We start from the raw sequence: 25613 nt of genomic DNA on the forward strand, positions 1-25613 counted from the left end.
CCTCCTCGCCCGGCAGTACGGCGGCTGAAGACGATGCGACCGCTCCTCCTCTTCTCCCTGACGTGCCTTCTTAGCGGCGCCCTCGCCGTGGGCGGCTCCATCCTGGGCAACGCGCTCGGCCCAACCGGCCTCCTAGGGGGCGCGCTCGCGGGCGGCGTGCTCGGCGTCGTCGGCGCGGCGGTCGTCGGGCGGCGGGCGGGGTGGTTCGCGCCGGCGGCGTTCGGGGCGACGGTGGCCGGGGGCCTCGCCGGGTTCGCGGTGGCCTTCGCCGTCGCGGCGTCGAACCTCCACACCCCGGCGATCCCGGTGCTCAGCGAGGTCCTCGTCGGGGCCGGCTCCGTGCTGGGGAGCCGCCGGGGCGTCCGCGTTTCCTGATCCTATGGCTACGACCCGCACCCGCCTCCCCGCCATCTCGGCCGCGCCCGCGCTCGACGAGACCATCCACCAGCGCGTCCGGCTCGGCATCGTCAGCGCGCTTGCCGCCGCCGGCCGCCTCTCATTCAACGACCTCAAGGAGGTCCTCGCCCTTACCGACGGCAACCTCTCCGTCCACGCCCGGAAGCTCGAAGACGCCGGCTACATCGCCTGCCACAAGTTCTTCGACGATCGCTCGCCGCGGACGGAGTACAGCCTCACCGACGCCGGCCGCCGCGCCCTCGAACGCTACCTCGACCAGATGGAAGCGCTCGTGCAACGGGTGAAGGGGGAAGGGGGATGAGGGAAGCACTGCTCCCCTCCTCTTATCCCACTTCTCGCCGCCGCTTTCACCCCCTGCTCCATCCTTGCCATGACCCTCTCGTTCTTCGACCGCCACCCCGGCCACTTTGCCGGGCTCGGGCTGCTCCTCAGCCTGCCAGCGCTCAGCCTCGTCGTAGCCGGGCTCCTCCAGGCGGCTACGGGCCGGGAGCTGCTGCGTCCGCCGGAGGCCCTCCTCCATCCGGCGCTCGTCCTCGGCGGGCTCCTCGCGGCGCTGGTGCTCAACGCGCTCCCCCACTCCCCCACTCCTCCACTCCTCCACTCCCACCTTCCCATCCGAAACCGGCTCGCTTTCACGGGGAGCGTCTGGTAGCATCTGGGGTTATGAAGACCCCCGCCTTCCTGAGGTCCGGTGTGCCGGGCCTTGTGCTCCTGCTGGTGGCCCTCTTCGTGGGTGTGGCGGCGCCGTCGGCGCTCGCTCAGACCGAGCCCAAGAAGCACGAGTCGCTCAAGCCGCCGGCCCCCAACAAGCCGGACGACCCGCCCATCGTGTGGAACTACATGGCCATCGTGGTCGTGGTCGCACTCGCGGGCGGCGCGGCCCTCATCCCCAGCAAGCGCGGCCACCAGGACTGACCCCTCGCAGGGTCTGACTTCAAGCGGGCAGGGGTCTCCAGTAACGCGGGCGCGAGGCGCCCGCAGGAGGGTCCTGATGCGCACCGATTCCACTTCACTCTCTGGGAGGTTCGCCCGCGCCTTCGCCGGGCGTCGCGGGCTGATCGCGATCAACGCCGCGCTGCTGGCGACGTTGGGGGCGATCACCTTCGCACCGCTGGCCACGGCCCAGCCGGGCGTGGGGGCGGGTCGGGCCCGCGGGCAGTACACGATGGTCTCGGGCCGCACGATGAGCGGCGGGGCCGACGCCGTGTACATCATCGACTCCTCCAACCAGGAGCTGATCGCCCTCCGCTGGGACACCGGCAAGCAGTCGCTGATGGGCCTGGGCTACCGCAACCTCTCGGGCGACGGCGCCACCGCACCCCCCGGCCGGTGAACAGGAGCGCACTCATGACCAACGACACGCAAACGAGCCCGACGCGCGAGCGAGGTTCTGATTCACCCGCCACCCCGGCGCCCGCTCCCACCCCGACCCGCCCCCCCTTCAACGCCCTGTGGGCCAGCGCCTTCGTGCTGCTGGCGCTGGTGCTGATCCAGGCCGAGACGATGCTGGCCCAGCCCTTTGAGCGCGGCGACGCAGCGCAGGCGGGGATGGTCAGCCAGACCGGTAACCTCACCGTCATGACCGCCGACGGCGGGGCCGACGACCTGCTGCTGGTGCTGGAGGGGCGCACCGAGGAGCTGCTGGTGTACCGCAGCGACCGCAACGGCGTGCTCCTGCAGCAGCGGCTGAGCGTCCCCAAGCTCTTCCAGGACGCCCGGGCCATGAGCCAGGGCAAGTAAGACTCAAAGGGCACGCGAGGCCCCGCACGAAAGAACGCAATGCCCATCTATCCACTGCCCCAGTTCGAGGCCGACCTCAAGGCCCAGCTCGACGAGGCCGACCGGGCCGAGTACGAGGCCCTCAAGACGCCCAAGACTCTCGTGGTCCGCTTCGGCGCCCTCAAGATGGTCGGCGAGTTCCCCTACGCCGGCAACGTCAAGCCCGGGTGCGGCTCCAAGATCGTCGTGCGCACCTTCCGCGGCACCGAGATCGGCGAGATGCTCACCAGCACCTGCCCCAACTCCGGGTGCGGCAAGAGCGTCTCCCGCAAGGAGATGCTCCAGTACATCAGCAACTCCGGGGGGCGCGACTACCCGTTCTTCTCTGACGGTCGGGCCCTGCGCGTGGCCGAGATGGCCGACATGGACAAGCAGGCCCAGCTGGAGCAGTCGCGCCACGCCTTGCGGCTGCAGGTGCGGGACATGGCCGAGCGATTGGGTGTGAAGGTCCGCATCACCGACGTCGAGCCCATCCTGGGCGGCGAGACGCTGACGGTGTACTACCTCTCCGAGGAGCGGGTGGAGCTGCGCGACCTCATCCGCGAGCTCTCCCTGCTGTTCAAGACGCGGGTGGACCTGCGGCACGTGGGCGCTCGCGACGAGGCCCGCCTGGTGGCCGACTACGAGAAGTGCGGGCAGTACTGCTGCTGCAAGAACTTCCTGAAGGTGCTGAAGCCCGTCAGCATGAAGTCGGCCAAGGTGCAGAAGGCGACGCTGGACCCGCTCAAGATCAGCGGGCGGTGCGGGCGGCTGATGTGCTGCCTGCGGTACGAGGACTCGACGTACGAGGACCTCCGGAAGAAGCTGCCCCGCCGCAAGAGCCGCGTGGGCACCCCCGAGGGTGACGGCATCGTCATCGACTCGCAGATCCTGACGCAGCTGGTGCTGGTCTCGCTGGATGAGCCCGGGACCGACGGCAAGCCGCGGGAGGTGGCGATTCCGGTGGAGGAGCTGACCGCGCCCACGAACGCGGCCCCGGTCCGGCGCGATCCGCCGATGGAGGGGCGCGATGGACGTCCGCCCCGCGATGGCATGCGTGATGGTCCGCGGGATGGCCGCCCCCGCCGGGAGGGCGTGCAAGACGGCCCGCGCGAGGGTTCCCGCGACGGCCAGCGCGACCAGCGTGGGCCACGCCCTCAGCGTCCCCCCCAGCCGCCGCAACGCCCGGCCCCACAGCCGGTTGCGCCCGCGGACCAGGAAGACGCCAACGATGTCGACGACCTTGGCGAGGATGCGCCGATCCAGCCAGACAGCGTGAACGGGGAAGGAAGTGGACCCTCGCTCGATGGCGCGCCCCGCCCGCCCCGAGGACCCGGCCAGGGGAACAAGCGCCGGCGGCGTCGCCGTCGCAGCGGTCCCGGCCCAGGCCCCGGCCAGGGTCCCGGCCAGGGTTCGGGAGGTCCGGGCGGCGGGCGTCCGCAGGGCGGCCCGCCCGCGCCCTGAGGTGAATCTCTCACAGCCTGAGTTGTGAATCACGCGGCGGCACTGGCCGACACCACCGATTCGGATGTATTCTGCCTCAGCATTTCCACCAGGAGGCATTGTCCATGGCGAAGAAGAAGAGCACGAAGAAGGCCGGCGGCAAGAAGGCCGCGAAGAAGGCCGGGAAGAAGTCGTCCAGCAAGGCGAGTGGTAAGAAGTCCAGCAAGAAGTCTTCGAGCCGCGGCGGCGGCGGTCGCGCGGGCGGCGGCTCCAGCGGGAGCGCGAAGAAGAGCAGCAAGAAGGCCGGTGGCCAGTCGAGCAGCAAGAAGTCGTCGAGCAAGAAGACCAGCAAGAAGTCTTCGGGCCGTCGCTCCGGCGGCGGTGGTGGCGGCGGCGGCGGCGGGATGGGCGGCGGCATGGGCGGCGCCCAGGCCACCGACATCATCATCGAGTCCTCGGGTAACGAGGGCGGCGGTGGCGGCGGCGGGATGGGCGGCGGCGGTCAGGGCTGATCGCGCACGCGGCTCACAGCTAGACACACAAACGCGAACACCACCGGCCCACGAGCCGGTGGTGTTTCGCTTTTGCGGACGGGCACTCCCCGCGCCCGCCGCCTCATCAGAATGCTCAGGTGCTCACAACGAAGCGCGTCAGCGTCAGAAGATGTACACCTGCGCCGGCATCTCCATCAGCGGCGACATGCCCGGGCCCATGAGCGGGCCCGCGAGCGGGCCAGCAAGCGGGCCTACGGGGCCGAAGATCATGCCGATGTCGTGAGGCGCGGCCGCGGCGCTGCGCACCGGGGGCGGCCCAGTTTCCGCGATCGCGGCGATGCACAAGGTCGCGCACGTTCCCAACGCGACAGCGACGCACACACGCACCAGGTCCTTGACGAGTGAGCCACGTTCCATCGCCGAATCCTCGATTACCCCGATGTGCTTGCTCACCCCGTGCTCAACAAGATGCGCAGAGCGCGGTGAACCTTCGTCAGGTTCTTGGGAATTCATGCGTCGTGTTGCGAGTTGGATCTGATAACTGGAAAGCAGCCCGACGCCGGGACTGAGATCGCAACGCGATCGAAGTCCCGGGTACGCGCGCGGTGGAGCCGTATGTGCCTCAATCGTCCGCGCGCACTTACCCGGGACTTCGCCCAGAGCGGCTCAGTCCCGGCGTCGTTTGATCAAAGCCAAAAAAGGAACGAGCCGCACCAGGGGTGGCGATGCGGCCCGCTCCGAACGGAGACGATTGTGATTACTGCGGCGCGTCAGCGCCGGTTCTTCTCGAGCTCTTCCATCCGCTTGTTCATGCGCTCCAGCTGAGCGTTGAGGCGCTCCATCTGGCGGGCCATGTCCTCGTCAATGGGCGCGGCGCCCTGTGGCAGCACGAACTTCTGCCCGCGCCCGCTGTAGACGCGGAGCTGGTCATCGGCGTTCCATCGGAAGCCGTGGACCTTGGCCTCGTCGAGCTTCTCCAGGGCGTTCTCGAGGGCCTCGCGGGCGTTCTCGAGCGCCTTGCCCTCGACGCGCTTGGTGTCCTTGAGCAGATCGAGGGCCTTGCGGAGGCTCTCCCGGGCCTCGTCCAGGTTCTCGTTGCCGCCGTGGAACTGCCGGAACACGTCGGGCATCGGGGCGGGGGCGACCTTCGTCTGGTCCCACTTGGCCAGCTTGACCTTGAGCTCCTGCTGCTTGCCGTCGCGATCAACGGTCAGGGTCAGCGTGTCACCCGGCTCGGCCTTGGCGATCACCTCGCGCAGCGCCTGCTGGTTGTCGACGTCCTTGCCGTTGGCCTTCACCACGCGATCGCCGGGCTTGAGCCCCGCCTTCTCCGCGGGCATGCCCTCCATCACGGTGTCGATCATGGCGCCGCCGTCCTCGGCGTCGGTCATCGTGACGCCCATCATCGCCTTCGGAGGCGTCGCGGCGGGGGCCCACGCGGTGACGCCGCCGGGGCCGGCGAGTGCGCCGCCCTGCCCGGGCTCGAGGGTTTCCACGCGGAAGCGCGGGGCGGCGCCATACAGATTCCGCACCACAACGTTGGTGTGGAAGGTCTTGAGCACGTCGCCGTTCTCATCGAGGATCTCGACGCGCCCGCCGCGCTGACGCAGGCGCTTCTCGGGCAGCTCCTTGCCGTCGATCTCTCCGGTGACCTTGTCGCCCTCGATCTTGACCGTGTAGGTGTGCTCGCCGTCGCTCTCGCTCATCACCGTCGTCGACGTGGCGCGGGACTCCTGCCCGCGACGGCCCTTGAGGGGCTGATCAAAGCCCTGCATGCGGTCGTCGCCCTCCTGGGCGTTGGCCGCGGCGGTGCCGGCCATCACCGCGATCATCGCGGCCAGGCTCATCACTCGCTTCATCGAAGTGCCATTGATCTGCATGACTGACTCCTTCATTGGGGAACCCAGTTCCCCGCTTGCACCCCAAACCAGTTCGTCTGCTCGAGCGATGCTCGAACGAATCTTGCTCACATGGCCGACTTGCGGCCGTTGACCTTGATCTGCACCTTCACCATCGTGGGGTTGCCGGCCTCATCGGTGGTGGGCTTGTAGAGGTCGTTCACCTGCGCCCGCTCCACGATCTGGCGGACGAACACGATCTCGGTGCGGCCGTCGGGCTGCTTCACCGTGTCGAGCACCACCTTCTCCGGGAGCTCGCCGACGACCACGCCCTCTTTCTTGCCCTGCTCGAGGTAGCTGTTGAGCATGTCAGGGAGGCCGAGTGTGGGGCTGGCGACCTGCGTGCTGGTCGGAGTGGTACGCGGCCCGATCTGGCCGGTGGTAAAGGCGAGGGCCACCAGCGCGGCCGCGGCCCACCCGCTCCATGTCGCGACCAGCCGCACGCGGCTGCGCACACCCGCTTCGGCATGCTGCGCGACCGCCGGGTGCACCAGCGCGGGCGACGCGCCCTCACCGGCAGGCAACTCGATGGAAGACGAGCGCCCCGCGGCCTCCCGCACCGCGCTGCTCAGGGCGGCTTCCTGCTTATGCGCCATCGCCAGCTCGCGCCACACCGAGGCGTCGCGAGCCGCCAGAGCCTCCAGCTCGACCCAGTCCGCGGCGCTGGCCCGCTGGTCCAGCACGCGGGTGATCAGAATGTCCAGGTTCGAGTCGTTCATCGCAGAGGTCCTTCCACACCACTCAGATGCGCACCCCGCCGTCCTCCGTCATTTTTCAAGTTTCCTGACCTGATTTCCGCCCCCCTGGCGCACGTTGGCCCCGGTTTTTCCCGGACCCTGTCGCGGGGGCGGGAGGTGCCCGGAGGCTGCCCAGCTTTACAGCCGAGACTTGGGCCGGACCTCACACCTTCGCCGTCGCCAGCTCCCGCAGCATCCGCCGCCCGCGGGCGATCCGCGTCTCGATGGTCGTCTCCGGCAGGTCCAGGATCGCCCCGATCTCCCTGTAGCTGAGGTCGTGCAGGGCCTTGAGCAGCAGCGGCTCGCGGTAGCCGTCGGGCAGCTTCTCGGCCAGGGCCATCAGCCGCCGCCCCTCTTCCCGCTCCTCGCTGCCGACCTCGGGGCGGCCGGACCGCCCCATGTACGTGTTATCGTCCTCGATGCCGGTGTCCCGCGCCCGCTTGCGGCCCGAACGGGCGGAGGCCAGTGCGGCGTTCATGGCCACCGTGCGGAGCCAGGGTTTTAGGGCCGCGGGGTCGCGGACCTCCCCTACTTTCCGCACCAGCGAGACGGCGACCTCCTGGAGCAGGTCGTCCAAGTCCGCCCAGCGGGGCTTGTGGGCCAGGATCACGGCCGCGACCCAGCGGCGGTTGTCGTTCCACACCCGCTTGAGCGCCTCAGGGTCGCCTGAAATAGCAGCAACCACGTCGCCGCCCGTGGCGTCGACGTGGTGATCACCCCTTGTCAGCCTCAGCCCAGCCTGGTCCTGAACCACACACGGCTCCGTTGCCTTCATGGGGATGCGCGCCCAGGAGTTTCCCGCCACGTGCCTTTACGGGCCTCAACCGTGCTCTGGCTGTCGTGCCCACGTGTTACCCACGATCGGTGTTGATACCGCTCCCGGGCGTATCCTGTTCGCCCGGCTGAACCCGCGTTCATATGCCCAAACAGGACCCTGAAGCCCACATGTCCCTCGGCGAGCACCTGGAAGAGCTCCGGCGCCGGGTCATCATCGCGCTGCTTGGCCTCGTCCCGATCATCGTGCTCGCCTTCGTCTTCGGCAAGCCGCTCCTGGACGTCATCACCAAACCCGTCACCGACGCCCTCCGCGCCCACGGCGAGGCGGGGCAGATGATCCTCACCGGACCGGCCGAAGGTTTCGCGGTCTATATGAAGGTCGCGATTCTCGCGGCCGTGGTGGTCGGCGCGCCCTGGCTCATCTACCAGCTGTGGAAGTTCGTCTCGCCGGGCCTCTACTCGCACGAGAAGCGCTTCGCGTACTTCCTGATCCCGCTCTCGACCATCCTCACGGCCAGCGGCGTGGCATTCCTCTACTTCTACATCATGCCGCTGATCCTGACGTTCTTCCTGGACTTCAACAGCGCGCTGGGAGCTTCGGAGATCGCAGTGGCCCCGCTGCCGCCCGGGACGACGCTCGCGAACATGCCGCTGCTCGCCGCTGATCCGCCCGCGGACGCACTGCAGCCCGGCTCCGCGTGGATCAACACCTCGCAGAACCTGCTGCGGATCTGCGTCGCAGTGAAGGACAGCGTGCCCACCATCGCGTCGGTGTCGCTCAAGGCCAGCGTGGGCGCGGTCTCCGAGTTCCGCTACAGCGAGTACTTCAGCCTGCTGCTCTCGCTGACGATCGCCTTCGCGGTCGCGTTCCAAGCGCCGGTGGTGGTGCTGCTGCTGGGTTGGGCGGGGCTGGTGGACCAGAAGACGCTGGGCAAGTACCGCCGGCACGCGATCCTCGTGTGCGCCATCGTCGCGGCCGCGATCACGCCCGGCGACCCGGCATCGATGATCATGCTGCTCGTGCCGCTGTACCTACTCTATGAGCTCGGCGGCATCCTGCTGCGGCTGTTCCCTGCTAAGCGCGTAGCAGGCAAGCGCACGGGCTCGCGGTGGGGTAGCAGCGAGGAGGAGTACGAGGACGACCTGGTCGAGGGGCCGCGATGAGCGCGTCCGCGCCAGTGCCGGCCGGCGCCACGCCCTTTGATGTGAGGGCGATGCAGCGGGCGCTGGTGCTCGCGGACGAGGCCGCGGTGTTGGGCGAGGTGCCCGTGGGCGCGGTGGTCTATCTCAGCGCAACGGGCGAGATCCTGGGCGAGGGCTTCAACCGTCGCGAGACCGACCACGACCCCTCCGCCCACGCCGAGCACATCGCGATCGTGCGGGCCTGCCGTGCCCGCGGCGACTGGCGGCTGAACGACTGCACGCTGGTGGTGACACTCGAACCCTGCGCCATGTGCGCGGGGCTCATCGTGAATGCCCGCCTCGGCCGCGTGGTTTACGGGGCTGCGGACCCGAAGGCGGGGGCCGCGGGCTCGCTCATGCGGCTGACCGAGGACCCGCGACTCAACCACCGGGTCACGCCGATCGCGGGCGTGATGGCGCAAGAGTGCGGCGACGTGCTCCGCGAGTTCTTCAAAGACCTGCGGTCGCGCTGACCGGGGCGCCTTCGGGCTGCTCCTGGAAACCCTGCGGGGCAAACCGCTTCAGGAGATTCACGGCGGCGCCGTAGTTCTCAAGCCGTGTAACGGTTGCGATCGGCCGTGCATCCCCGAAAGCGAACAGCTTCAGCTTCGGCGCGGGGAGCGTCGCTCGCGAGGCCTCCACACGTGTGACATCCTTCCACCGCACCGATCGGTCCTTCCCCTGATCTGCCGCAACTTTCACACCCACCGCTCGCAGGCACAGCGGCCCGAACCGCACTTCGCCATTGTCCTTCAGTTGATGCTCAAGCCTGTCCGCGATTGCGCCCTCGATGGCCGATAGCCCGTCGTCCATTGCTCTGTCCGGTTCAAACTCCTCATTACCGGCCACCGGCAGCTTTGGCACCTCGTTGTACCGGCACATAAATCGGATGGTCCTCCGGCCCGCCTTGACGCGCACCTTCAGGTTCGTCCGCACGTACAACCCGAACTTGTAGTACCGCGACGCGCGGCACTCAAGTGTTTCTATCCGGGCCAGCGGCGTCACCTTCTTGAGTGGGCCCCAACGGTCCACGATCCGGTCGCTCCAGATCTCAATCACCCTGTACAGCCCGCGAAGGCCGAGCACCGAGTAGTAGAAAAACGGGAACGTCAACGCCGCGGCCACCGCGAAGATAATCCAGCTTTTTCCGTCGATCTGACCCAACGTTCCCCGGCGTTGTTGGTCGAATAAGTACGCCAAGCCAAAGGCCACGACGCACAGGAACGGCAGCAGACCCAGGACGAGGAAAGGCGTGCCAAATACACGATCGGTCCAGTCGTGCTTGCGCACACAGCGAAGATGATCTCTGTCGGTCGGATTCATCCGGCTGCATCCTACCCAACCATGCCACCCGTACCCTTGGCACGTGCCCGAGCTGCCCGAGGTTGAACGCGTCCGCCGCACGCTGGAGCCGCACCTGGTGGGCCGCCGCCTCGCCCGCGGTGTCCTCCACCGCGCGGATATCTGCCACTCCTACCAGCGCACCGCCAAGGGCATTACCGAGAAGGACACCACGCCTTCGGACCTGCTCGCCGGCGACACCGTGCACTCGCTGCTGCGTCACGGCAAGCAGCTCGCCATCATCGGCGAGTCCCGCCGCTGCATCACCGTGCACCTCGGGATGTCCGGCCAACTCCTCTGGAGACCAAAGGGCACCGAGCTCCCCGCGACGCACGTGCACGCCCAGTGGCTCGTCGAGGCCCGCAAGGGGCAACCGACAGGCACGCTCGTCTTCCGGGACCCCCGCCGCTTCGGCGGGCTGTGGACCTTCGACTCCCTGGCCTCCCTGCGCGAAGCCCGCTGGTCCAAACTGGGACCTGACGCCCTGGAGGTCACCGCCAATCACCTGATCGAGGCACTCAATCGGAGCAAGCGGCCCATCAAGGCCGCGCTGCTCGACCAGGAGGTCATCGCTGGCGTCGGCAACATCTACGCGGACGAGGCCCTCTTCCTGGCCGGCATCAAGCCACAACGGCTCGCACGGCGTGTGAAGCCCGAGGAGCACCGGAGGCTGGTCCCGGCCCTGCGGACGGTCCTGGAGCGGTCTATTGCCTCGGGCGGCTCGACCTTGCGGGACTACGTGGACGCGGAGGGCCGCAAGGGCACGGCCCAGCAGACCCACGCCGTGTACGGGCGGGGCGGCGAGCCCTGCCCCCAGTGCGGGCGGACGCTCAGGCAGGGGGTCGTGGGCGGGCGTACGACGGTCTGGTGCTCCCGCTGCCAGAAGTGAGCGTGGGCGTTATCCACATGGAGCAGGCGTGCCGCGAGCGGGCTCGGGAGGGGCTTTTCGCGTGAGGGTCCGGGAGCTCTCTTCTAAAGAAGAGATGAGAAACTCTCATCGTCATAGTAAGAAGCGCTGTCGGGATGTGGACAACTCGTGTGGAACTCTCCAACTCCCGTGATTCACAGCACTTCTGTGGGGTCGCGGAAATCCCAACCTGTCACCTGTGTGTCAGTCATCGCGCCCGGCGCGCACCTGCGCGGGGCTGTCGGTTGGCGGTGAGCCCTGGCATACATGAAAGGGCGAGCGCCCCCGCGCGCCGGTGCCACTCCATCCACACCGTGTCCACACGCTTCCTGTCACTTGCCCGCCCCTGAGACAACCCCAACTGAACACGACCTTTGCGCGCGGGGAAGCCCCGGCCGACGAGCCCGAAGCGCAAGCGAGGGAGTTTGAATGGAGAACGGAAACCCTCGCTCGCGCGTCGGGCTCGTTGCGAGACGCTCGGGAAAGCACTCAGCCCGCCTGCGCGCCCCGCGGGTTGCGGACCTTCTCCTCCAGCGACCGCACTACGAGGTCGAAGTCCGCGTCGCCGCCGCGCTTGGTGTCGACCGTGCGGATGGCGTGCATGACCGTCGTGTGGTCGCGCCCGCCGAAGAACCCGCCGATCTCCTCCAGCGAGTGCCTCGTGCAGCGGCGGGAGAGGTACATGCACACCTGACGCGGCAGGGCGATCGACCGCTGCCGGTGCTTGCCCTGGAGATCGGCCAGGCGGATCGAGTAGAACTCCGTCACCGCCGAGATGATGTTCTGGATCGTCGGCTCTCCCACGATCGCGGGGGCCTGATCGCCCACGGCCTCATGCGCCATCTCCAGGTCGATCGGGCGCCCGTGCGTGGCGGAGAGGATCTGGAGCTTGACCACCGCCCCTTCCAGCTCCCGCACGTTGGTCTCGATACGCTGGGCGAGGTACTGGGCGACCTCGTCGGGCATGAAGAGGCCGCGGAGCTTGGCCTTGGTCTTGAGGATGGCCATCCGCGTCTCGTAGCAGGGCTGGTCGATCTTGGTGACCAGGCCCCACTTGAAGCGGCTGACGAGGCGTTCCTCGAGGTCCGGAATCTCCTCGGGCGGGGCGTCGGAGCTCAGGATGATCTGCTTGTTGGCCTGGTAGAGGGCGTTGAAGGTGTGGAAGAACTCTTCCTGGGAGCGGTCGCGCTTGGTCAGGAAGTGGATGTCGTCGATCACCAGCACGTCCACGTCGCGGAAGCGGTGGCGGAAGGCGTTCATGTCGCCGTTCTGCACGCAGTCGAAGAACTGCGTCACAAAGCCCTCGCAGGACGTGTAGTACAGCACGGCCCGCGGGTTGCTCTCGGCGATCTTCAGGCACACGGCCTGGAGGAGGTGTGTCTTGCCCAGGCCCACTCCGCCGTGGACGAAGAACGGGTTGTACGTGCGGCCCGGGTTCGCGGCGACGGCCATCGCGGCGGCGTGCGCGAGGCGGTTGGCGGGGCCGACGACGAAGTTCTCGAATGAGCAGTCGGGGTTGACGACCAGCGACTCGTAGCGGTGCGAGTCCCGCGGGGACTCTACCGGTGGTGGCGTCTTGATCTCGGGCAGCGGAGCGGGCGTGTGTGCGCCCGGCGGGGGGGCGGCGTGCGTCCCGTTGCTGCTCGTGCCGTTTACATGCGGAGGCGCCGGGCGCGCCGGCTCGGCCTTCTTGGGCGGCGCGGGTGGGCGAACGATCTCGTCGTCGGGGCCCAGGAAGCGGATGGCGAGCAGGCGCCCGGTGGCGGAGCGGGCCGCGTCGTTGAACGGCTCGGCGCACTGCTTCTTGAGGTAGTCGCGGTGGAGCGCGGAGCGGGCGCGCAGCTGGAACGACCCGCCGCCGATGCCGACGGGCTCGAGCTCCTCGAACCATTGACGGCAGAGGGTCGGGTAGTTGGCACGGAGGTGCGCCAGCATGGCGTCCCAGATCTGGCGATCAGGGTCCATCGTCATCGTCTCTCACACCCTTCCAGTGGCCCCGGCGTGGGGGTCCACCGATGCACGTCACCCAGGAATATGAACGTCCCACGAACCGCGTTTCTGCCCTGAAAACGCCACTCGCTACCGCGAGTCCACCGGCGCTCCACAGCAGGACGGGAACGTACTTCGCGCGTGGAGTGGTGTCAAACCCTGCGCGTTTTTTTTGAGCCCTTGACGCGCGAGGCGGAGTGCGGCTAAGTGGCGCGGGGTGGTGATCAGAAAATTGTGCGAACACGTCACGGGAAGTGTCAGGAGTGCGTCGGCGCGTGCGCGCTCGCGTACCTGGTGTCGTGTGTCATCGGTCGCGAACGCGGCCGCGGAGTGTTGCCACCGGTGAAGCGAGTCTTCGAGCTCAACCGGTGGTGTGCGGCTCTCAAGTTCATCCGCCCCGTTGGGGCGGCGGAGTGCTGCGAGCCGTCCACGGGTTCCGCTCGGTCGCGGCGACCTCGCTCCACCCGTGGCAACACTCAGCGGCCCCGTTCGGGGCCGGAAGCTTCGATACTCCACTCTGCTGACGACCTGACAAAAGGACGAGAGGCCCTACGCCTCCGCCCGCTCGTGCTTCTCGAGCTTCACGCCCGCGGCGGCGAGCTGGGCCTCGTAGCGCGCGCGGTTGGCCTTGTAGTCCATCAGGAAAAGCACCTTCTCGGCCATCTTGGGCCCGGCGACCTCGGCGATGCGGCGGCGGGCGTACTGCATGTCGGTGCGGCGCGAGACGTGGATCAGCACCATGTACTGGCACTCGAGGATGCGGAGCCACTCGGCCACGTCGTCCAGGTGCATGTGCATGCCGACCTTGGCCCGCTCCTTGTGGTCGGGCTCGAAGAACGTGCACTCGCTGATCACGATCTGGGCCTTGCGCACGTCCTCGCGCAGCAGGTGCGGGCCGGGCGAGGTGTCGCCGGTGTAGGCGATGAGCGGGATCTCGAGGTTCCGCGTGATCTCGACGCCGCGGTCCTTGAGCTCGCGGAGCTTCTCCTGCGGCAGGTCGTGGTACTGCTCGCGGAGCTTGGTGCGCTTCTCGGTCACGGTGTAGCCGAAGCTGGGCGCGGTGTGCTCGGTCTCAAAGCCCTTGAGCACGATGTTGTTCTTGACTTCCAGCGGCTGGTCGGGCAGGAGCGGAATGAGCTCGTAGGGCGTGCGCTGCCGCTCGAGGTCGACGTAGCCGTCCATCATCCGCTTGATGGCGGGGGCGATGCGCTGGTCGCACACGATCTTGGCGGTGCCCATGCCCTGGAAGCGGCGCTGGGAGCAGAAGTACGCAAGCGAGCCGATGTGGTCCATGTGGCCGTGGCTGATGGCCAGGAACTTGGAGCTCAGCATCGCCCGCGGGCAGGAGCCGATGTCGAACCCGAGGTCAAGCTCGGGGATCTGCAGGCACGTGGTCTCGCCGGCGACGGACTCGCCGTAGAGCCGGTAGGGTGGCAGGTAGAGGAAGCCGGGCGACGCCTCACGGGGCGGGGGCTTGGGGAGCATCGGGAATCCTCCGGCCGCGCGTTGAGGGCGCGGGGGAAGTGCGGGGCAGTGGGCAAACTCAGGCGATGGTAGCCCACGGTTCGCAAGATCGGAACGAGCGGTTCACTTCCTCCTGCTCTTCTCGTGCTCCTTGAACATCTGAGCCTTGCACTTCTCAACCTCAACCTCCAGCCGGACCCTGGTCGATTCGGGGAGGTCCGGATTCTTCTGAAGGAAGGCCTTGCGCGAGGACCACTCCTTCATTGCCTTATTACGATCAAGCACAGCGATCGCCTCGTCGGTGATTGGTGAAGGGATGGCGCTGGACTTCTTCGGTTCTGCCACCGGCGCCGGCACCGGCTGCGGCGCGGCCTCTGGCGGCTTGACGCCGTAGATCTCGCTCAGCAGCAGCAGCTTCTGCCGGTCGTCCAGGGCGCCGAACACCTTCTGGAAGAACTCGCGCCGCTGCGTCACCGTGGGCCGGCCTTCGGTCGTCATCTGATACTCGGCGGTGAGGCCCTGGACCGTCGCCTCCTGCTCGGGCGTGACGCCCGCCTTGGTGAGCATCGCGCTGAGCTGCCCCTCCTTCGCGGCGATGTGACGGTCGTAGCTGCGGCGGACCTCGACACCAAAGGCGAGCATCGCCTCCATGCCGCGGATCTGCGACATCCGCTTCTGCTCGTCCTTTTCTTTAGAGGTGCGGAAGGTGGCCTCGTTCTGCAGCTGGATGGCGGTGCGGTAGTCGCTGGCGAGGCGGCGCACGGTCGCGGCCTTCTCCGGCGCGATGAGCTTCTCGATCTGCTGCATCAGCGAGCCGTGCTCCTTGTTGTACGCCTCCAGGCTCTTGCCCGCCTGCTTCTGGAGCTCGACGAGCGCCTGCATGCGCTCCTGGTTGGTGTCGTCCTTGCGGAAGCCCTGGGACTTGAGCAGCGTGCCGATGTTGGCCGAGACAGCCTTGTCGATGATGGCGCCGCGCTCGGCGAGGGCCTTGTCGACCGCGGCCTTCTCCTTTTCGTCGAGCTTCACAAGCTCGAGGGCCGCCTCCTCGGGCGTGGTCTCCAGGCGCACCACCATGCCGGTCGCGGGGTCCTGGCGGATGAGGGTTTGCGGCTGCTCCGGCTGCGCGGCGGGGGCCGGTGCTGCATCCGGGGCGACCATCTGCGCGTGGGCGGCGCCCGCGGCGAGAACGAGGGCGAGAACGGCGGTGCGCATCAGCATGGGCGGGGCTCCTCTGGGATCGAGGATCGTAGGAAACAGGAGGCCTGAGCGTCAGAGAGGGCTTGTCCCGCCGCGGGTAGCAATGACACCAGAGCAGCACGGATGGCCGCGAGGCGAGCCCATCCCCTCCGTCACGGTCGGGGTTCCTGCTGCTGCTCTACACTCGGCCCATGGACAAGGCTTCACTCGCCAGGCAGATCGCCGAGATTGCGGTGCTCCGCGGCACGTTCACGCTCCGCTCGGGCAAGACCTCGAACTACTACCTTGACAAGTACCTGTTCTCGACGCGCCCTGAGCTGCTCAAGGGGCTTGCGCCGCTCTTTGCCGAGCGCATCCGCGCGGTCGAGCAGCGGCTGAACAAGAAGGTGGACCGCCTCGCGGGCGCCGAGCTCGGCGGCATCCCGCTGGTCACGATTTCATCGCTGGAGACCGGGCTGCCCTGCCTCTTTGTGCGCAACAAGAAGAAGGACTACGGCACCAGCAAGCAGCTGGAGGGCGTGCTGAACAAGGGCGACCGCGTGGTGCTGGTCGAGGACGTGGCGACCACCGGCGGGCAGGCGCTGGAGGCGGTGTCGGTGCTGCGGGACCTGGGCGCGGAGGTGCTCGCGGTGATTGCAACCATCGATCGCCTCGAAGGTGCCCGCGAGAACGTCGAGAGCGCCGGGCTGGTGTTCGACTCGCTGTTCACGAAGGCCGAGCTGGGAGTTTGACACGACGCCGGGACTGAGGCGTCCTCGCCGAAGTCCCGGGTTGTGCGCGACTCGCCGCGCCCGGAAGGCCACGGCCAATCCGGGACTTCGCCCAGAGCGGCTCAGTCCCGGCGTCGTGAAGCAGTCACTCCGCCCGCTTGAACAGGTCCAGGAACCGGTCCTCGTACTGCTTGAACGCACCCAGCCTGTCGAGCTCGTCCTTAAGCCGCATCGCGCGCCCGCGGTCTTTGCGGGCCTCCACGAACATCTGCTCGATGCGGTTCTTGGTCGAGAAGTCCAGCAGCTTGGGCTCGCGCTCGGCGCCGCCGCGTTCGACGGGGTCGCCGCGGCGTTCGGGCGCGTCCTTCACCGGCTCGGGCTTTTCGATGATCCCGGTCGCCTCGCCGCCCTCCTCGATCTCGGGCTCTTCGTCGTCCTCGATCTCCTCGAGCTCGACGCCGCGCTCGGTCTGCTTCATCCGCTCCATCAGCTCGACGAGGGCTTCCTCCACGGCCTTGGCATGGCCGTTGAGCTCGTCCATGTCGATGCTGACGCCGCCGAGGACGTTGAACACGTCCAGCACCGCGGACGCGGCCTTTGGGTTGGGCACGGCGGCTGCAAAGAACGGGATCTCACCCAGCAGGCACATGCCGGAAATCCCGAGCTGGCTCGCGGCCCCCAGGATCACGCCGTTGAGGCCGCCGATCTGGCCGTCCTCGAGCGTGCGGACCTCCAGCCGCTTGAGCTCGTCGAGCATCGCCTGGTCCGTTGCAGCTCCCACGACCCGCGGCTCGCTCGAGGGGTGCAGCTGCGACGCGAGCGACGCGAACGTGATCACCCGCTCGATGTTCAGCTCGGCCGCGCGATCCAGCAGCTCGTGCGCGAAGGAGTACGTCCCCGAGGTCGGCTGTGCCTCGCCCAGGAACACGTACAGGTCGCGCCCGCCCTGCACCGGGTTCTTCCACTTGTAGATCACGCTCCGCGGCATGTGGGGCGGGACGATCACGCCTTCCTTCACGGTCACCTGCTGGATGTCGAAGTGCCCGCGGGGGAATAACTCCGCGACGGGTCGCATCTCGAGTTCCTGCACGAGGTACCCCGCCGCGATTACGGCGACGTTCCCCATGCCGGGCCACGCCGCGACCATCCAGGGGCGCGGGCCCTCGGGCTTCTTCTTGCGTGGCGTTGTTTCGGGCTTCTTGGCCATATCACCCATGGATTCGGCAAACGTTGGGCCACCGATTTCGGCCCTGGCGGGCCAGGGAACGCTGCCACCCGGGCTCGCGTGCCCCTGCGCTTGTCAGATTGGCAGCCGAGGGTCAACGGAGGGTGAAAGGCGTTCGGGTGCATGCGAACTTCCACGCTCACCCGGATCGCAGGGGTGGAGCTCCGCCTTCGTCGGCACCACCCGACAGGGGACCTGTCGCAGGTCGATGATGGCCGCGCTCGGGACATCGCCGGGGATGATGATCTCCCATCCGCGCAGGTCGCTGGCCTTGTGCATCCGGTCGACCGCGTCACACACGGGTAGGCACAGGTGCTCGTGACGCTCGCGCCCCACCCACACCTTTGTGTGCCGGTCCACCTCAAAGTGCACGGCCACGATCGTCTTGTACCCGCGCCCCAGCAGCTCGGTCATCCACTGGTGCGTCGCCGACTCGTTGGGCAGCAGGGGCATGGCGAACACCGCCTGGGCGAGCTGCACCTTGTCTGTGAGACGTGCCCCGGGGAAGCACGCGGGCAGGCCGTGCAGGCCGCACGCCCTGATCCGCTCCGCGTCCTTGCCGTCGGTCAGGTGAACGAGCGCAGGCATAGGCCAGTGTGCCCCGAACACGGTCAGGCCGGGTCTAAAGCGGCCTGAACTCCGGGCGGATCCTGAGGATTCGCCAGATGGGATGGGCCAGGATCAGGAGCAGACGCTCGGCCGCTCCGGGTTGGCCAGCTCGAAGGGGTCCATCTCCTTCTGCTCGAAGAGGTCGAGCAGCGCGTTGTACCCGTGCTCGAGCTTGTACCGCATTTCATCCGCGTGCAGCGGGGCCAGGAACAGGAAGTCGATCGTCTTGCCCTCGGTCTCCAGGCGCGAGAACTCTTCGCTGATGATCTCGCCCTGCACCACCACGGCGCCAACGAATGGGCAGCCGGGCGCCAGGGGCTCTGGCGGGTCGCCGTTGGGCACGGTGTGCCCCGGGCCCAGGAACGTGTCGAACAGCACCGGAAGGCGCCCGCACTCCTTGAGCAGGAAGAATGGCCACCAGTTCTCCGGGTTCTCCAGGGCCTCCTGCGTAACAGGCCAGTGCCCCGGCAGCACGATGAAGAGCTCCGCGTAGGGCGAGGGCAGGGCGAAATCGTCTTCTTCGCCGGGCTCCAGCTGCATGGGCGGCATGTTCATCGGGGCCGCGCTCATGCCCATGGTGACGGCGAATGTGAAGTCCCCATCCTCGTCATCGACGTGCACCGGCACGATGTCCAGGTGCACGCCCTCGGAGGCGATCTCGTGCATGACATCCACCACGTCGCCGATGTGCTCGCGGACATGGTCCTGGATGGCCACCATCTCGGCCTCGTCAAGGTACGCGCACCCCGGGTCCTCCGCGAAGTTCGCCTCGTGGCGGATGACTTCACTTCCGCCGGGCGTCACCTCGCGCGGCAGGTCGTCGTCGTTGTCCTCGTCACGGTTCGCGGGCTTGCCGGGGTTGAGGGTCATGGGGCATCTCCTTGGGCCGAGACACTAGCACGCCGCGCTAGCAGGGGTTCCCGCCCAGCACGCGAAAGAACGACTCGATGTCCTGGTCCGTGCCCGCGTCCCCATCGACGTTGAAGTCGGCGCCCCAGCACCAGCAGGTTTCGCAGCAGCTCCCGCCGAGGCAGGCGAAGAACGCTTCAATGTCCTGGTCGGTGCCGGCGTCGCCGTCGCCGTTGAAGTCCGATGTGCCGCAGGTGTCGGGGCACACGGGCCCCTCGTCCATGATCCCCGCGGGCACGCCCACACCAGCGCGCGAGTCGTACGCGCCGCCGACAATCTCGATCTCCAGACGCCCGAACCCCAGGTCCCGCGCTTCCATCCGCATCCAGCCGTAGTGCGTGCCGACGATGTCCTCGAATCGGAAGCCGAAGTAGGCGTACTGGTTTTGGGTGAGGAAGTGCGGCGTGGGGCAGTACTGCGGCAGGTTGGGCGGGTAGCAGTAGATGGGCTGCACGCCGGTCTGGAAGGGGCTGCTCGCGTCGATCATGGTCATCGGCTGCAGGGGCCCGGTGACCTGGGCTGTGCCGGCTGGGAAGAGCTCGAGCTGCAGCTGGAAGGGGCCCGGCCGCGAGGTGCGCACCATCAGGGCCGAGTCGTCGCTGATGACGAGCGGCGTGAGGGCGTTGTCGGCGAAGGAGACGGGCGAGCCCGCCAGCGGGACCATGTTCTGCGCGATCGCCGCGGGGGCGAGCAGCACCGGCAGGACGATGAGTGCGCGAGTGTCCATGGGGCTTCCTTGGGCTTTGAGCCTAACGGGCGCGTCGGGCCCGTTCAACACCGAACACTCCCTTTGAGGCACATCGAGCGGGTGAGCACCTCTCCGCGCCGATTTGACGCGTCCTTGGTGCCTGCCCCACTAGCCTCGAGCGTGAACTCCTCGAAGATCTACCACGTCAACTGCGCCACGTTCTGCCCCATGAGCCGGCGTGTCATCAACGGTGAGGGCGGCTGGTTCCAGTCCGCCCGCCTGGTGTGCCATTGTCTTATCCTTGAGCTCGAGGGTGGCCTCGCGCTCATCGACACCGGCCTGGGCACCTACGACATCGCGCACGCCGTACAGACCTGCGGCCCACTGTGGCTCCCGCTCATGCGCCCGCGCCTGGACCTTGCCGAGACTGCCCTCGCGCACGTGAAGCGCTTGGGCTACTCGCCCGAGGATGTACGAGACATCGTCCTCACGCACCTTGACTTCGACCACGCCGGCGGCCTGCGCGACTTCCCCCGCGCAACGGTCCACGTTTCAACGCTTGAGCACAAGACGGCCACCGGGAGCAGGACACTTTGGAAGTCCCGCCGCTACGCGCCCGTGCAGTGGGCCCACTCGCCGCGCTGGAACCTCTACCTTGCCGGCGGGGGCGAGTGGTTCGGCTTCGGCGGCGTCCGCGCCGTCGAGGGGCTCAAGTCCGAGGTCCTGATGGTGCCCCTCCACGGCCACTCCGTGGGCCATTGCGGCATCGCCGTCAAGACCGGTGACACCTACCTCTTCCACGCCGGCGACGCGTACTTCGATTACCGCGAGGTCGAGCCGACCGGCACCATGAATCCTCCCGTGGGCGTGAAGGCCTACCAGCAGGTTTACCAGGCCGACCGCGACCTGCGCATCCGCAACCAGGAACGCCTGCGCGAGCTCCAGCGGCAGTTTCCGGGCATGGTGAAGGTCATCTGCTCGCACGACCCGCACGAGATGGACGAGTTCGTGCAGCCCAGCGCCCCGCCCACGCAGTCTGGCGTCACACCCGGGCGCGGAGCCTCGGGTCGCGGCCGTACGCCCGCCGCGGAAGAGCGGATCACGCACCCGCGCCAGGTCCGCCGCTGACGAGCCCGCGCGCCTGATACCCTCGGGGTCCTATGACCCAGGCCCCCGCTGCCCCTGCTCCCGCCCCAACCCTCAAGGACCTCACCGCCCAGCTCCTCAAGGCCGAGGAGCAGCTCCGCCAGGGTGGCGGGCCCAAGGCCGTGGAGCGCATCCACGAGAAGGGCCGCCTCACCGCCCGCGAGCGGATTGAACGGCTCGTTGACCCGACGAGCCCGACGCGCGAGCGAGGGTCTTCCAACTTCCAGGAGCTGGGCCTCTGGGCCGCATACGAGATGTACAAGGAACACGGCGGCGCGCCGGCCGCCGGCGTCGTGACGGGCATCGGCGTCGTCCAGGGCCGCCGCTGCATGATCATCGCCAACGACGCCACCGTGAAGGCCGGCGCGTTCTTCCCGATGACCTGCAAGAAGATCATCCGCGCCCAGACCATCGCCCAGATGGCCCGCCTGCCGCTCATCTATCTGGTGGACTCGGCCGGTGTGTTCCTGCCGTTGCAGGAAGATGTGTTCCCCGACACCGACGACTTCGGCCGCATCTTCCGCAACAACGCCGTGATCTCCGCCGAGGGCATCCCCCAAATCGCGGCCATCATGGGCAACTGCGTCGCCGGCGGCGGCTACCTCCCCGTGCTCTGCGACACGCTGCTTATGACCGAGGGCTCTGGGCTGTATCTGGCAGGCCCGGCGCTCGTGAAGGCCGCCATCGGCCAAGTCGTCACCGACGAGGAGCTCGGCGGCGCCGACATGCACGCGGCCATCAGCGGCACCATCGACTTCAAGGAGAAGGATGACGAGAGCTGCATCCGCCGCCTCCGCGACCTCGTCGGCAAGTACAACCACATCACGCCCGCCACCAAGACGCGCAGCCACGCCGCGAAGGACGCCGAGACCCTCTACACCGCTTTCACCGACAAACCCGGCGCCCAGTACGACGTCGAGGAGCTCATCGCCGCGATTGTCGACGCCCGCGCCGTCCCCAACGCCGACGGCCTCGAGTCCCTCGCCCCCGACTTCGACGAGTACCGCGCCGACTACGGCCAGTCCCTCGTCTGCGGCTACGCCAAGATCGGCGGCTTCCCCTGCGGCATCGTCGCCAACCAGAAGAAGCTCACGCAGCGCACCATGCCGGGCGGCAAGGCCGGACCGAGCAAGGCGACCGCCATGCCCGGCGTCATCTACGACGACTCCGCCGACAAGGCCGCGCGCTTCATCATGGACTGCAATCAGCGCAAGATCCCGCTGATCTTCCTGCACGACACCACCGGCTTCATGGTCGGGCGCGACAGCGAGCAGGCGGGCATCATCCGCAGCGGGGCCAAGATGGTGAACGCCATGAGCAACTGCATCGTCCCCAAGATCGTCGTCATCACCGGCGGCTCCTACGGCGCGGGCAACTACGCGATGTGCGGGCGCGCCTTCGACCAGTTCCTCTCCTTCGCCTGGCCCAGCGCCAAGTGCGCGGTCATGGGCGCCAACCAGGCCACCGGCGTGCTCGCCACCATCGAAGAAGCCAGCCGCAAGCGCAAGGGCGAGGTCATCGACGAGGCCACCCACAAACAGATCCTCGCCGCCGTGCACGCCGGCTACACCGAGCAGGCCGACATCCGCCACGGCGCCGCCCGCGGCTGGGTCGACTGCCTCATCGAACCCCACAAGACCCGCGACGAGCTCATCGCGGCGCTCGAGGCCGCGAACCAGGGGTGGGACTACAGCAAGCCGTTCAAGACCGGCGTGCTGCAGACGTGATGGTTATTGACTTGCCTCGAGCAGTTCCACTAACGGCTCGCCGCGCTTGAGCAACTCAATCGCACGCGGCAGTGTCAGCGTGAAGTACTCCTTCAACGCACGATTCGAGGTGTTGCCCACACGGATCCAGAGCACCTGCGGAGGCGCATCGAGACGCGTGACCAGGTCGGCGAAGTCCTCGTCCTTCGACAGAATCACGACCCCGGGCTGTCGCAGCGCTTGAAAGATGACCGCGTCGTCCTCGGTGTGCAGCGGCGTGCCACGCACGTGGCGGCACTCGATCGTAAAGGTCGTGGCGATCCAGGGAGCGATAGCAGGCGGCAGCTGGTTGTCGACCCACAAGGTCAAGCCGCCACCTGACTGTGCGAAACTCGTTTCGCCGCGAAGACCAGCGCCGCCCGGATGTCATCCCGCTCAAGGTCCGGGTAGTCCGCCAGGATCTCGTCCTCGCCAACCCCCGCCGCCAGCATCTCCAACACGTCCGAAACCCGGATGCGCAGTCCGCGGATGCACGGCTTCCCGCCGCACTGCCCGGGGCGCTGCGTGATCCTCTCGAGCAAGGCCTTGTGCTGCCCATTGTCCATGCGTTCTAATCATACGGCATGTCCGCCCTTGACCGAGCCGCGCACGACGAAGCCAACGGCGATCTCGCCTCGGCCCGACGCCGCCTTGCCTCCTACCTCCGCACCCTCGCCGGCAAGGGCGGCACACGCGAGCCGCTGCCCTCGCAGCTCGCCGGCGTGGAGGCCGCCGCGCAGGCCGCCTACCGCCCCGAGATCATCGAGCGCGTTGCCCGCCTCTGCCTCCGCATGGGAGACCCTGCCGCGGCGGGCCAGTGGTACTTCCTCATCGACTCCAGCGATGAGCACGCCCCCGCCTCGATCGCGCGATTCGAGGCCTCCCGCGGCCATAACCCCTTCCAGCTCTGGATCGCCCTCCCACCCTGGGCGCGCAACCTCCCGCTCGACGCCTATCCGCCCGCCGCCCGCGAGCGCATCGCCCGCATCATGCCGCCGTTCTACAAGCAGGGCCCAAAGCGTGAACGCCGCAGCAAGGGGGAGCGCGCCGCCGACCGCGCCCTCGGCTTCGGCTGCGCCTCCCTCTGGATCGGGGTCCCGGTGCTCGCCCTCGTGGGCCTCGTGACCGTCATCCTGTGGCTGGTGCGCCTCTTCCAGTAGCACCACGGATCCACCGCAAGCCGCGCCCGCGACTCCCCAACAACGTGTACCCTGTCCTCCCCGACCACAGGACCATCCGTGCGCCGCGCCGCTATCACCACCGCCTGCCTCAGCCTGCCCTTCCTGCTCGCCGCGTGCGAGGGCAACCCCTTCGCCGCCAATGATGGCGACTACGCCAAGCGCGTGGCCCTTGAGCGTCTCCGCGACATCCCGCCCTCGCGCCTCGAGGAGTTCAAGCGGCCCACGCCGCCGACTCCGCAGGATGCCGCGGCCGCCCGCCTGCGCTTCGCCGCTCTTGAGAAGCTCGATCTGCCGCTGGAGGAAGCCCGCGCCCAGGCCCTCCGCCACAACCTCGACCTCAAGGTTGCCCTCGTTAACCCCACCATCGCGGCCCAGCAGGTCTCCCTCGAAGAGGCCCGCTTCGAGTCCGCCTTCACCCTCCGCGCGGCCTACAGCGAGATCGACGCCCCCACCTCCTCGCAGCTGAGCGCTGCTCAGTCCAAGAACCTCACGCTCATCCCCGGCGTCCGCATCCCCACGCGCACGGGGGGCCAGGCCGTGGTCCGCCTGCCCATCCAGAAGAACGAGAACAACAACCCGTTCTCGACGCTCAACCCCGCATACAGCAGCGACCTGGAGTTCTCCCTCAGCCACGAGCTGCTCCGTGGAGCCGGGCGGCGCGCCAACACCGCCGCCCTCCGCATCGCCGGCTACAACCTTCAAGCGACTGAGGCCCAGACCAAGCTTGAGGTCATCCGCCAGCTCGCGGCCGTGGACCGCTCGTACTGGCGCCTCTTCCAGGCCCGGCGCGAGCTGGAGGTCGCGCAGCAGCAGTACGAGCTCGCCACCGATCAGGAGGCCCGCGCCCAGCGCCGTGTCGACTCAGGCCTCGCGGCGCCGATTGAGGTCACCCGCGCCCAGGCCGGCAGCGCCGACCGCCTCGAAGCCATCATCGTCGCCCAGAACAACGTGCAGTTCCAGCAGCGCGAGCTCAAGCGCATCATCAACATCCCCGGCCTCACGCTCGACACCCAGACGATGGTCGTGCCAGCCTCCCCGCCCGACCCCGTCGAGTACGTCTTCGACACCTCGGCCCTCGTGAAGCAGGCGCTCGACAACCGCATGGAGATGCTCGAGCTCGAGCTCCGCCTCGCCGCCGACGCCGCCAATATCGCCTTTGCCCGCAACCAGACGCTCCCGCTGCTCACCCTCGACTACACCTACCGCGTCAACGGCCTGGGCGGCTCCACGCAGGACTCCTTCCACACGCTCCAGCGCAACCGCTTCGAGGACTGGGAGCTCGGCCTCACCGCCGAAATCCCCCTGGGCAACGAGGCCGCCCGCTCGCGCCTGCGCTCGGCCATCCTCGAGCGCATCCAGCGGCTCTCAACGAAGCAGGCCCGCGAGCTCGCCATCACCCAGGAAGTGCTCAACGCCGTGGACGCCATCGACTCCGGTTGGCAGCGCGTGCTCGCGGCCCGGCAGTCGGTGATCCTGAACCGCCGCACCCTCCAGGCCGAGCAGCGGCAGTTCGACGTCGGTGGTTCCACCAGCACCAACGTGCTCGACGCCGCGACCCGCCTCGCCGAGGCCGAGTTCGCCGAGGCCCGCGCCCTCGCCGACTACCAGATCGCGCAGGTGGACCTCGCCTTCGCCACGGGCACGCTCCTGGGCGCCAGCAAGGTGACGTGGTCCCCCGAGCCTGAACCATCAACCGGCCAAGGAAATCCGGTGGAAGAACTCCCCAATTCCTCCGCCGCCGACAACACACCCACGCCCCCCGCCCAACCCTGAATCCAAGCCTCACACGGGGCGCA

Annotated in this window: 30 protein-coding genes; 16 read left to right on the forward strand and 14 right to left on the reverse strand. The window is 68.1% G+C overall.

Annotated features, from left to right (window positions below):
- From VD997_02145 to VD997_02180, 8 genes are all read left to right on the forward strand, one after another.
- Positions 1-375 (forward strand): hypothetical protein (locus VD997_02145; protein HYE60771.1); only part of this gene is annotated, 375 nt, incomplete at its 5' end.
- Positions 376-379: 4 nt separating this feature from the next.
- Positions 380-718, forward strand: coding sequence for a transcriptional regulator (locus VD997_02150; protein HYE60772.1), 339 nt, complete (start codon positions 380-382; stop codon positions 716-718).
- A 69-nt stretch (positions 719-787) separates the two neighbouring features.
- Positions 788-1069, forward strand: a complete 282-nt coding sequence (locus VD997_02155) for a hypothetical protein (GenBank protein HYE60773.1) — start codon at positions 788-790, stop codon at positions 1067-1069.
- Between the two features lie 11 nt (positions 1070-1080).
- On the forward strand, positions 1081-1332 hold the full coding sequence (locus VD997_02160) for a hypothetical protein (protein HYE60774.1): 252 nt from the start codon (positions 1081-1083) through the stop codon (positions 1330-1332).
- Between the two features lie 76 nt (positions 1333-1408).
- Positions 1409-1750 carry a hypothetical protein gene (locus VD997_02165; protein ID HYE60775.1) on the forward strand — a complete coding sequence of 114 codons (342 nt, stop codon included), beginning with the start codon at positions 1409-1411 and terminating at the stop codon, positions 1748-1750.
- Between the two features lie 14 nt (positions 1751-1764).
- A complete protein-coding gene (locus tag VD997_02170; protein ID HYE60776.1) occupies positions 1765-2157 on the forward strand; it encodes a hypothetical protein in 393 nt (130 codons plus the stop codon).
- A gap of 39 nt (positions 2158-2196) precedes the next feature.
- Positions 2197-3639 carry a regulatory iron-sulfur-containing complex subunit RicT gene (ricT, locus tag VD997_02175; protein HYE60777.1) on the forward strand — a complete coding sequence of 481 codons (1443 nt, stop codon included), beginning with the start codon at positions 2197-2199 and terminating at the stop codon, positions 3637-3639.
- Positions 3640-3743: 104 nt separating this feature from the next.
- The gene (locus tag VD997_02180) at positions 3744-4130 is read left to right on the forward strand and encodes a hypothetical protein (GenBank protein HYE60778.1); all 387 of its coding nucleotides are present in this window, start codon (positions 3744-3746) and stop codon (positions 4128-4130) included.
- Between the two features lie 144 nt (positions 4131-4274).
- Here the strand turns inward: VD997_02180 and VD997_02185 are convergent, their stop codons facing one another.
- The 4 genes from VD997_02185 to VD997_02200 all read right to left on the reverse strand — a co-directional run bounded on the left by VD997_02185 (position 4275) and on the right by VD997_02200 (position 7501).
- Entirely contained in the window at positions 4275-4529 is a 255-nt protein-coding gene (locus tag VD997_02185; GenBank protein HYE60779.1) for a hypothetical protein, read from the reverse strand.
- A 353-nt stretch (positions 4530-4882) separates the two neighbouring features.
- Entirely contained in the window at positions 4883-5992 is a 1110-nt protein-coding gene (locus VD997_02190) for a PDZ domain-containing protein (GenBank protein ID HYE60780.1), read from the reverse strand.
- Positions 5993-6078: 86 nt separating this feature from the next.
- On the reverse strand, positions 6079-6729 hold the full coding sequence (locus VD997_02195; GenBank protein ID HYE60781.1) for a hypothetical protein: 651 nt from the start codon (positions 6727-6729) through the stop codon (positions 6079-6081).
- A 181-nt stretch (positions 6730-6910) separates the two neighbouring features.
- Positions 6911-7501 (reverse strand): sigma-70 family RNA polymerase sigma factor, encoded by a 591-nt coding sequence (locus VD997_02200; GenBank protein HYE60782.1) that lies wholly within the window; start codon positions 7499-7501, stop codon positions 6911-6913.
- A gap of 191 nt (positions 7502-7692) precedes the next feature.
- Between VD997_02200 and VD997_02205 the strand changes: the two genes are divergently transcribed.
- Positions 7693-8688, forward strand: a complete 996-nt coding sequence (locus VD997_02205) for a twin-arginine translocase subunit TatC (protein HYE60783.1) — start codon at positions 7693-7695, stop codon at positions 8686-8688.
- Entirely contained in the window at positions 8685-9179 is a 495-nt protein-coding gene (gene tadA / locus VD997_02210; GenBank protein ID HYE60784.1) for a tRNA adenosine(34) deaminase TadA, read from the forward strand. Before VD997_02205 ends, tadA begins: the two co-directional genes overlap by 4 nt.
- On the opposite strand, the gene VD997_02215 is transcribed toward tadA, so the two are convergent.
- A complete protein-coding gene (locus VD997_02215) occupies positions 9157-10029 on the reverse strand; it encodes a hypothetical protein (GenBank protein ID HYE60785.1) in 873 nt (290 codons plus the stop codon). The two genes, tadA and VD997_02215, sit on opposite strands and share 23 nt — an antisense overlap.
- A 43-nt stretch (positions 10030-10072) precedes the next feature.
- Here VD997_02215 and mutM point away from each other — a divergent pair, with 43 nt between their 5' ends.
- Positions 10073-10936 (forward strand): bifunctional DNA-formamidopyrimidine glycosylase/DNA-(apurinic or apyrimidinic site) lyase, encoded by an 864-nt coding sequence (gene mutM, locus VD997_02220; GenBank protein ID HYE60786.1) that lies wholly within the window; start codon positions 10073-10075, stop codon positions 10934-10936.
- A gap of 507 nt (positions 10937-11443) precedes the next feature.
- On the opposite strand, the gene dnaA is transcribed toward mutM, so the two are convergent.
- The 3 genes from dnaA to VD997_02235 all read right to left on the reverse strand — a co-directional run bounded on the left by dnaA (position 11444) and on the right by VD997_02235 (position 15625).
- Complete coding sequence (gene dnaA, locus VD997_02225; GenBank protein ID HYE60787.1) at positions 11444-12919, reverse strand: chromosomal replication initiator protein DnaA; 1476 nt, start codon at positions 12917-12919, stop codon at positions 11444-11446.
- A gap of 573 nt (positions 12920-13492) precedes the next feature.
- On the reverse strand, positions 13493-14428 hold the full coding sequence (locus VD997_02230; GenBank protein HYE60788.1) for an MBL fold metallo-hydrolase: 936 nt from the start codon (positions 14426-14428) through the stop codon (positions 13493-13495).
- Positions 14429-14530: 102 nt separating this feature from the next.
- Entirely contained in the window at positions 14531-15625 is a 1095-nt protein-coding gene (locus VD997_02235) for a hypothetical protein (protein ID HYE60789.1), read from the reverse strand.
- A 170-nt stretch (positions 15626-15795) separates the two neighbouring features.
- Between VD997_02235 and pyrE the strand changes: the two genes are divergently transcribed.
- On the forward strand, positions 15796-16335 hold the full coding sequence (gene pyrE / locus VD997_02240; protein HYE60790.1) for an orotate phosphoribosyltransferase: 540 nt from the start codon (positions 15796-15798) through the stop codon (positions 16333-16335).
- A gap of 124 nt (positions 16336-16459) precedes the next feature.
- Here the strand turns inward: pyrE and VD997_02245 are convergent, their stop codons facing one another.
- The 4 genes from VD997_02245 to VD997_02260 all read right to left on the reverse strand — a co-directional run bounded on the left by VD997_02245 (position 16460) and on the right by VD997_02260 (position 19784).
- Positions 16460-17521, reverse strand: coding sequence for a PAC2 family protein (locus tag VD997_02245; GenBank protein HYE60791.1), 1062 nt, complete (start codon positions 17519-17521; stop codon positions 16460-16462).
- 93 nt (positions 17522-17614) lie between these two features.
- Positions 17615-18127, reverse strand: coding sequence for a hypothetical protein (locus VD997_02250; GenBank protein ID HYE60792.1), 513 nt, complete (start codon positions 18125-18127; stop codon positions 17615-17617).
- A 93-nt stretch (positions 18128-18220) separates the two neighbouring features.
- On the reverse strand, positions 18221-19018 hold the full coding sequence (locus tag VD997_02255) for a suppressor of fused domain protein (GenBank protein HYE60793.1): 798 nt from the start codon (positions 19016-19018) through the stop codon (positions 18221-18223).
- Between the two features lie 37 nt (positions 19019-19055).
- A complete protein-coding gene (locus VD997_02260) occupies positions 19056-19784 on the reverse strand; it encodes a hypothetical protein (protein ID HYE60794.1) in 729 nt (242 codons plus the stop codon).
- A 141-nt stretch (positions 19785-19925) separates the two neighbouring features.
- Here VD997_02260 and VD997_02265 point away from each other — a divergent pair, with 141 nt between their 5' ends.
- Together VD997_02265 and VD997_02270 are read left to right on the forward strand one after the other, a co-directional pair.
- The gene (locus VD997_02265; protein ID HYE60795.1) at positions 19926-20873 is read left to right on the forward strand and encodes an MBL fold metallo-hydrolase; all 948 of its coding nucleotides are present in this window, start codon (positions 19926-19928) and stop codon (positions 20871-20873) included.
- Between the two features lie 32 nt (positions 20874-20905).
- A complete protein-coding gene (locus VD997_02270) occupies positions 20906-22618 on the forward strand; it encodes an acyl-CoA carboxylase subunit beta (protein ID HYE60796.1) in 1713 nt (570 codons plus the stop codon).
- Between the two features lie 3 nt (positions 22619-22621).
- Here VD997_02270 and VD997_02275 read toward each other — a convergent pair whose 3' ends face one another.
- Both VD997_02275 and VD997_02280 read right to left on the reverse strand, forming a co-directional pair.
- Complete coding sequence (locus VD997_02275; GenBank protein ID HYE60797.1) at positions 22622-22966, reverse strand: DUF5615 family PIN-like protein; 345 nt, start codon at positions 22964-22966, stop codon at positions 22622-22624.
- Positions 22963-23202 (reverse strand): DUF433 domain-containing protein, encoded by a 240-nt coding sequence (locus VD997_02280; protein ID HYE60798.1) that lies wholly within the window; start codon positions 23200-23202, stop codon positions 22963-22965. The genes VD997_02275 and VD997_02280 overlap by 4 nt, the downstream gene beginning before the upstream one ends.
- Positions 23203-23220: 18 nt before the next feature.
- On the opposite strand from VD997_02280, the gene VD997_02285 reads away from it, so the two are divergent.
- Complete coding sequence (locus VD997_02285) at positions 23221-23796, forward strand: DUF6584 family protein (protein ID HYE60799.1); 576 nt, start codon at positions 23221-23223, stop codon at positions 23794-23796.
- A gap of 78 nt (positions 23797-23874) precedes the next feature.
- Positions 23875-25590 carry a TolC family protein gene (locus tag VD997_02290; protein HYE60800.1) on the forward strand — a complete coding sequence of 572 codons (1716 nt, stop codon included), beginning with the start codon at positions 23875-23877 and terminating at the stop codon, positions 25588-25590.
- Positions 25591-25613 lie beyond the last annotated feature (23 nt).

The sequence above is a fragment of the Phycisphaerales bacterium genome, from assembly GCA_035627955.1.
Taxonomy (GTDB): domain Bacteria; phylum Planctomycetota; class Phycisphaerae; order Phycisphaerales; family UBA1924; genus JAEYTB01.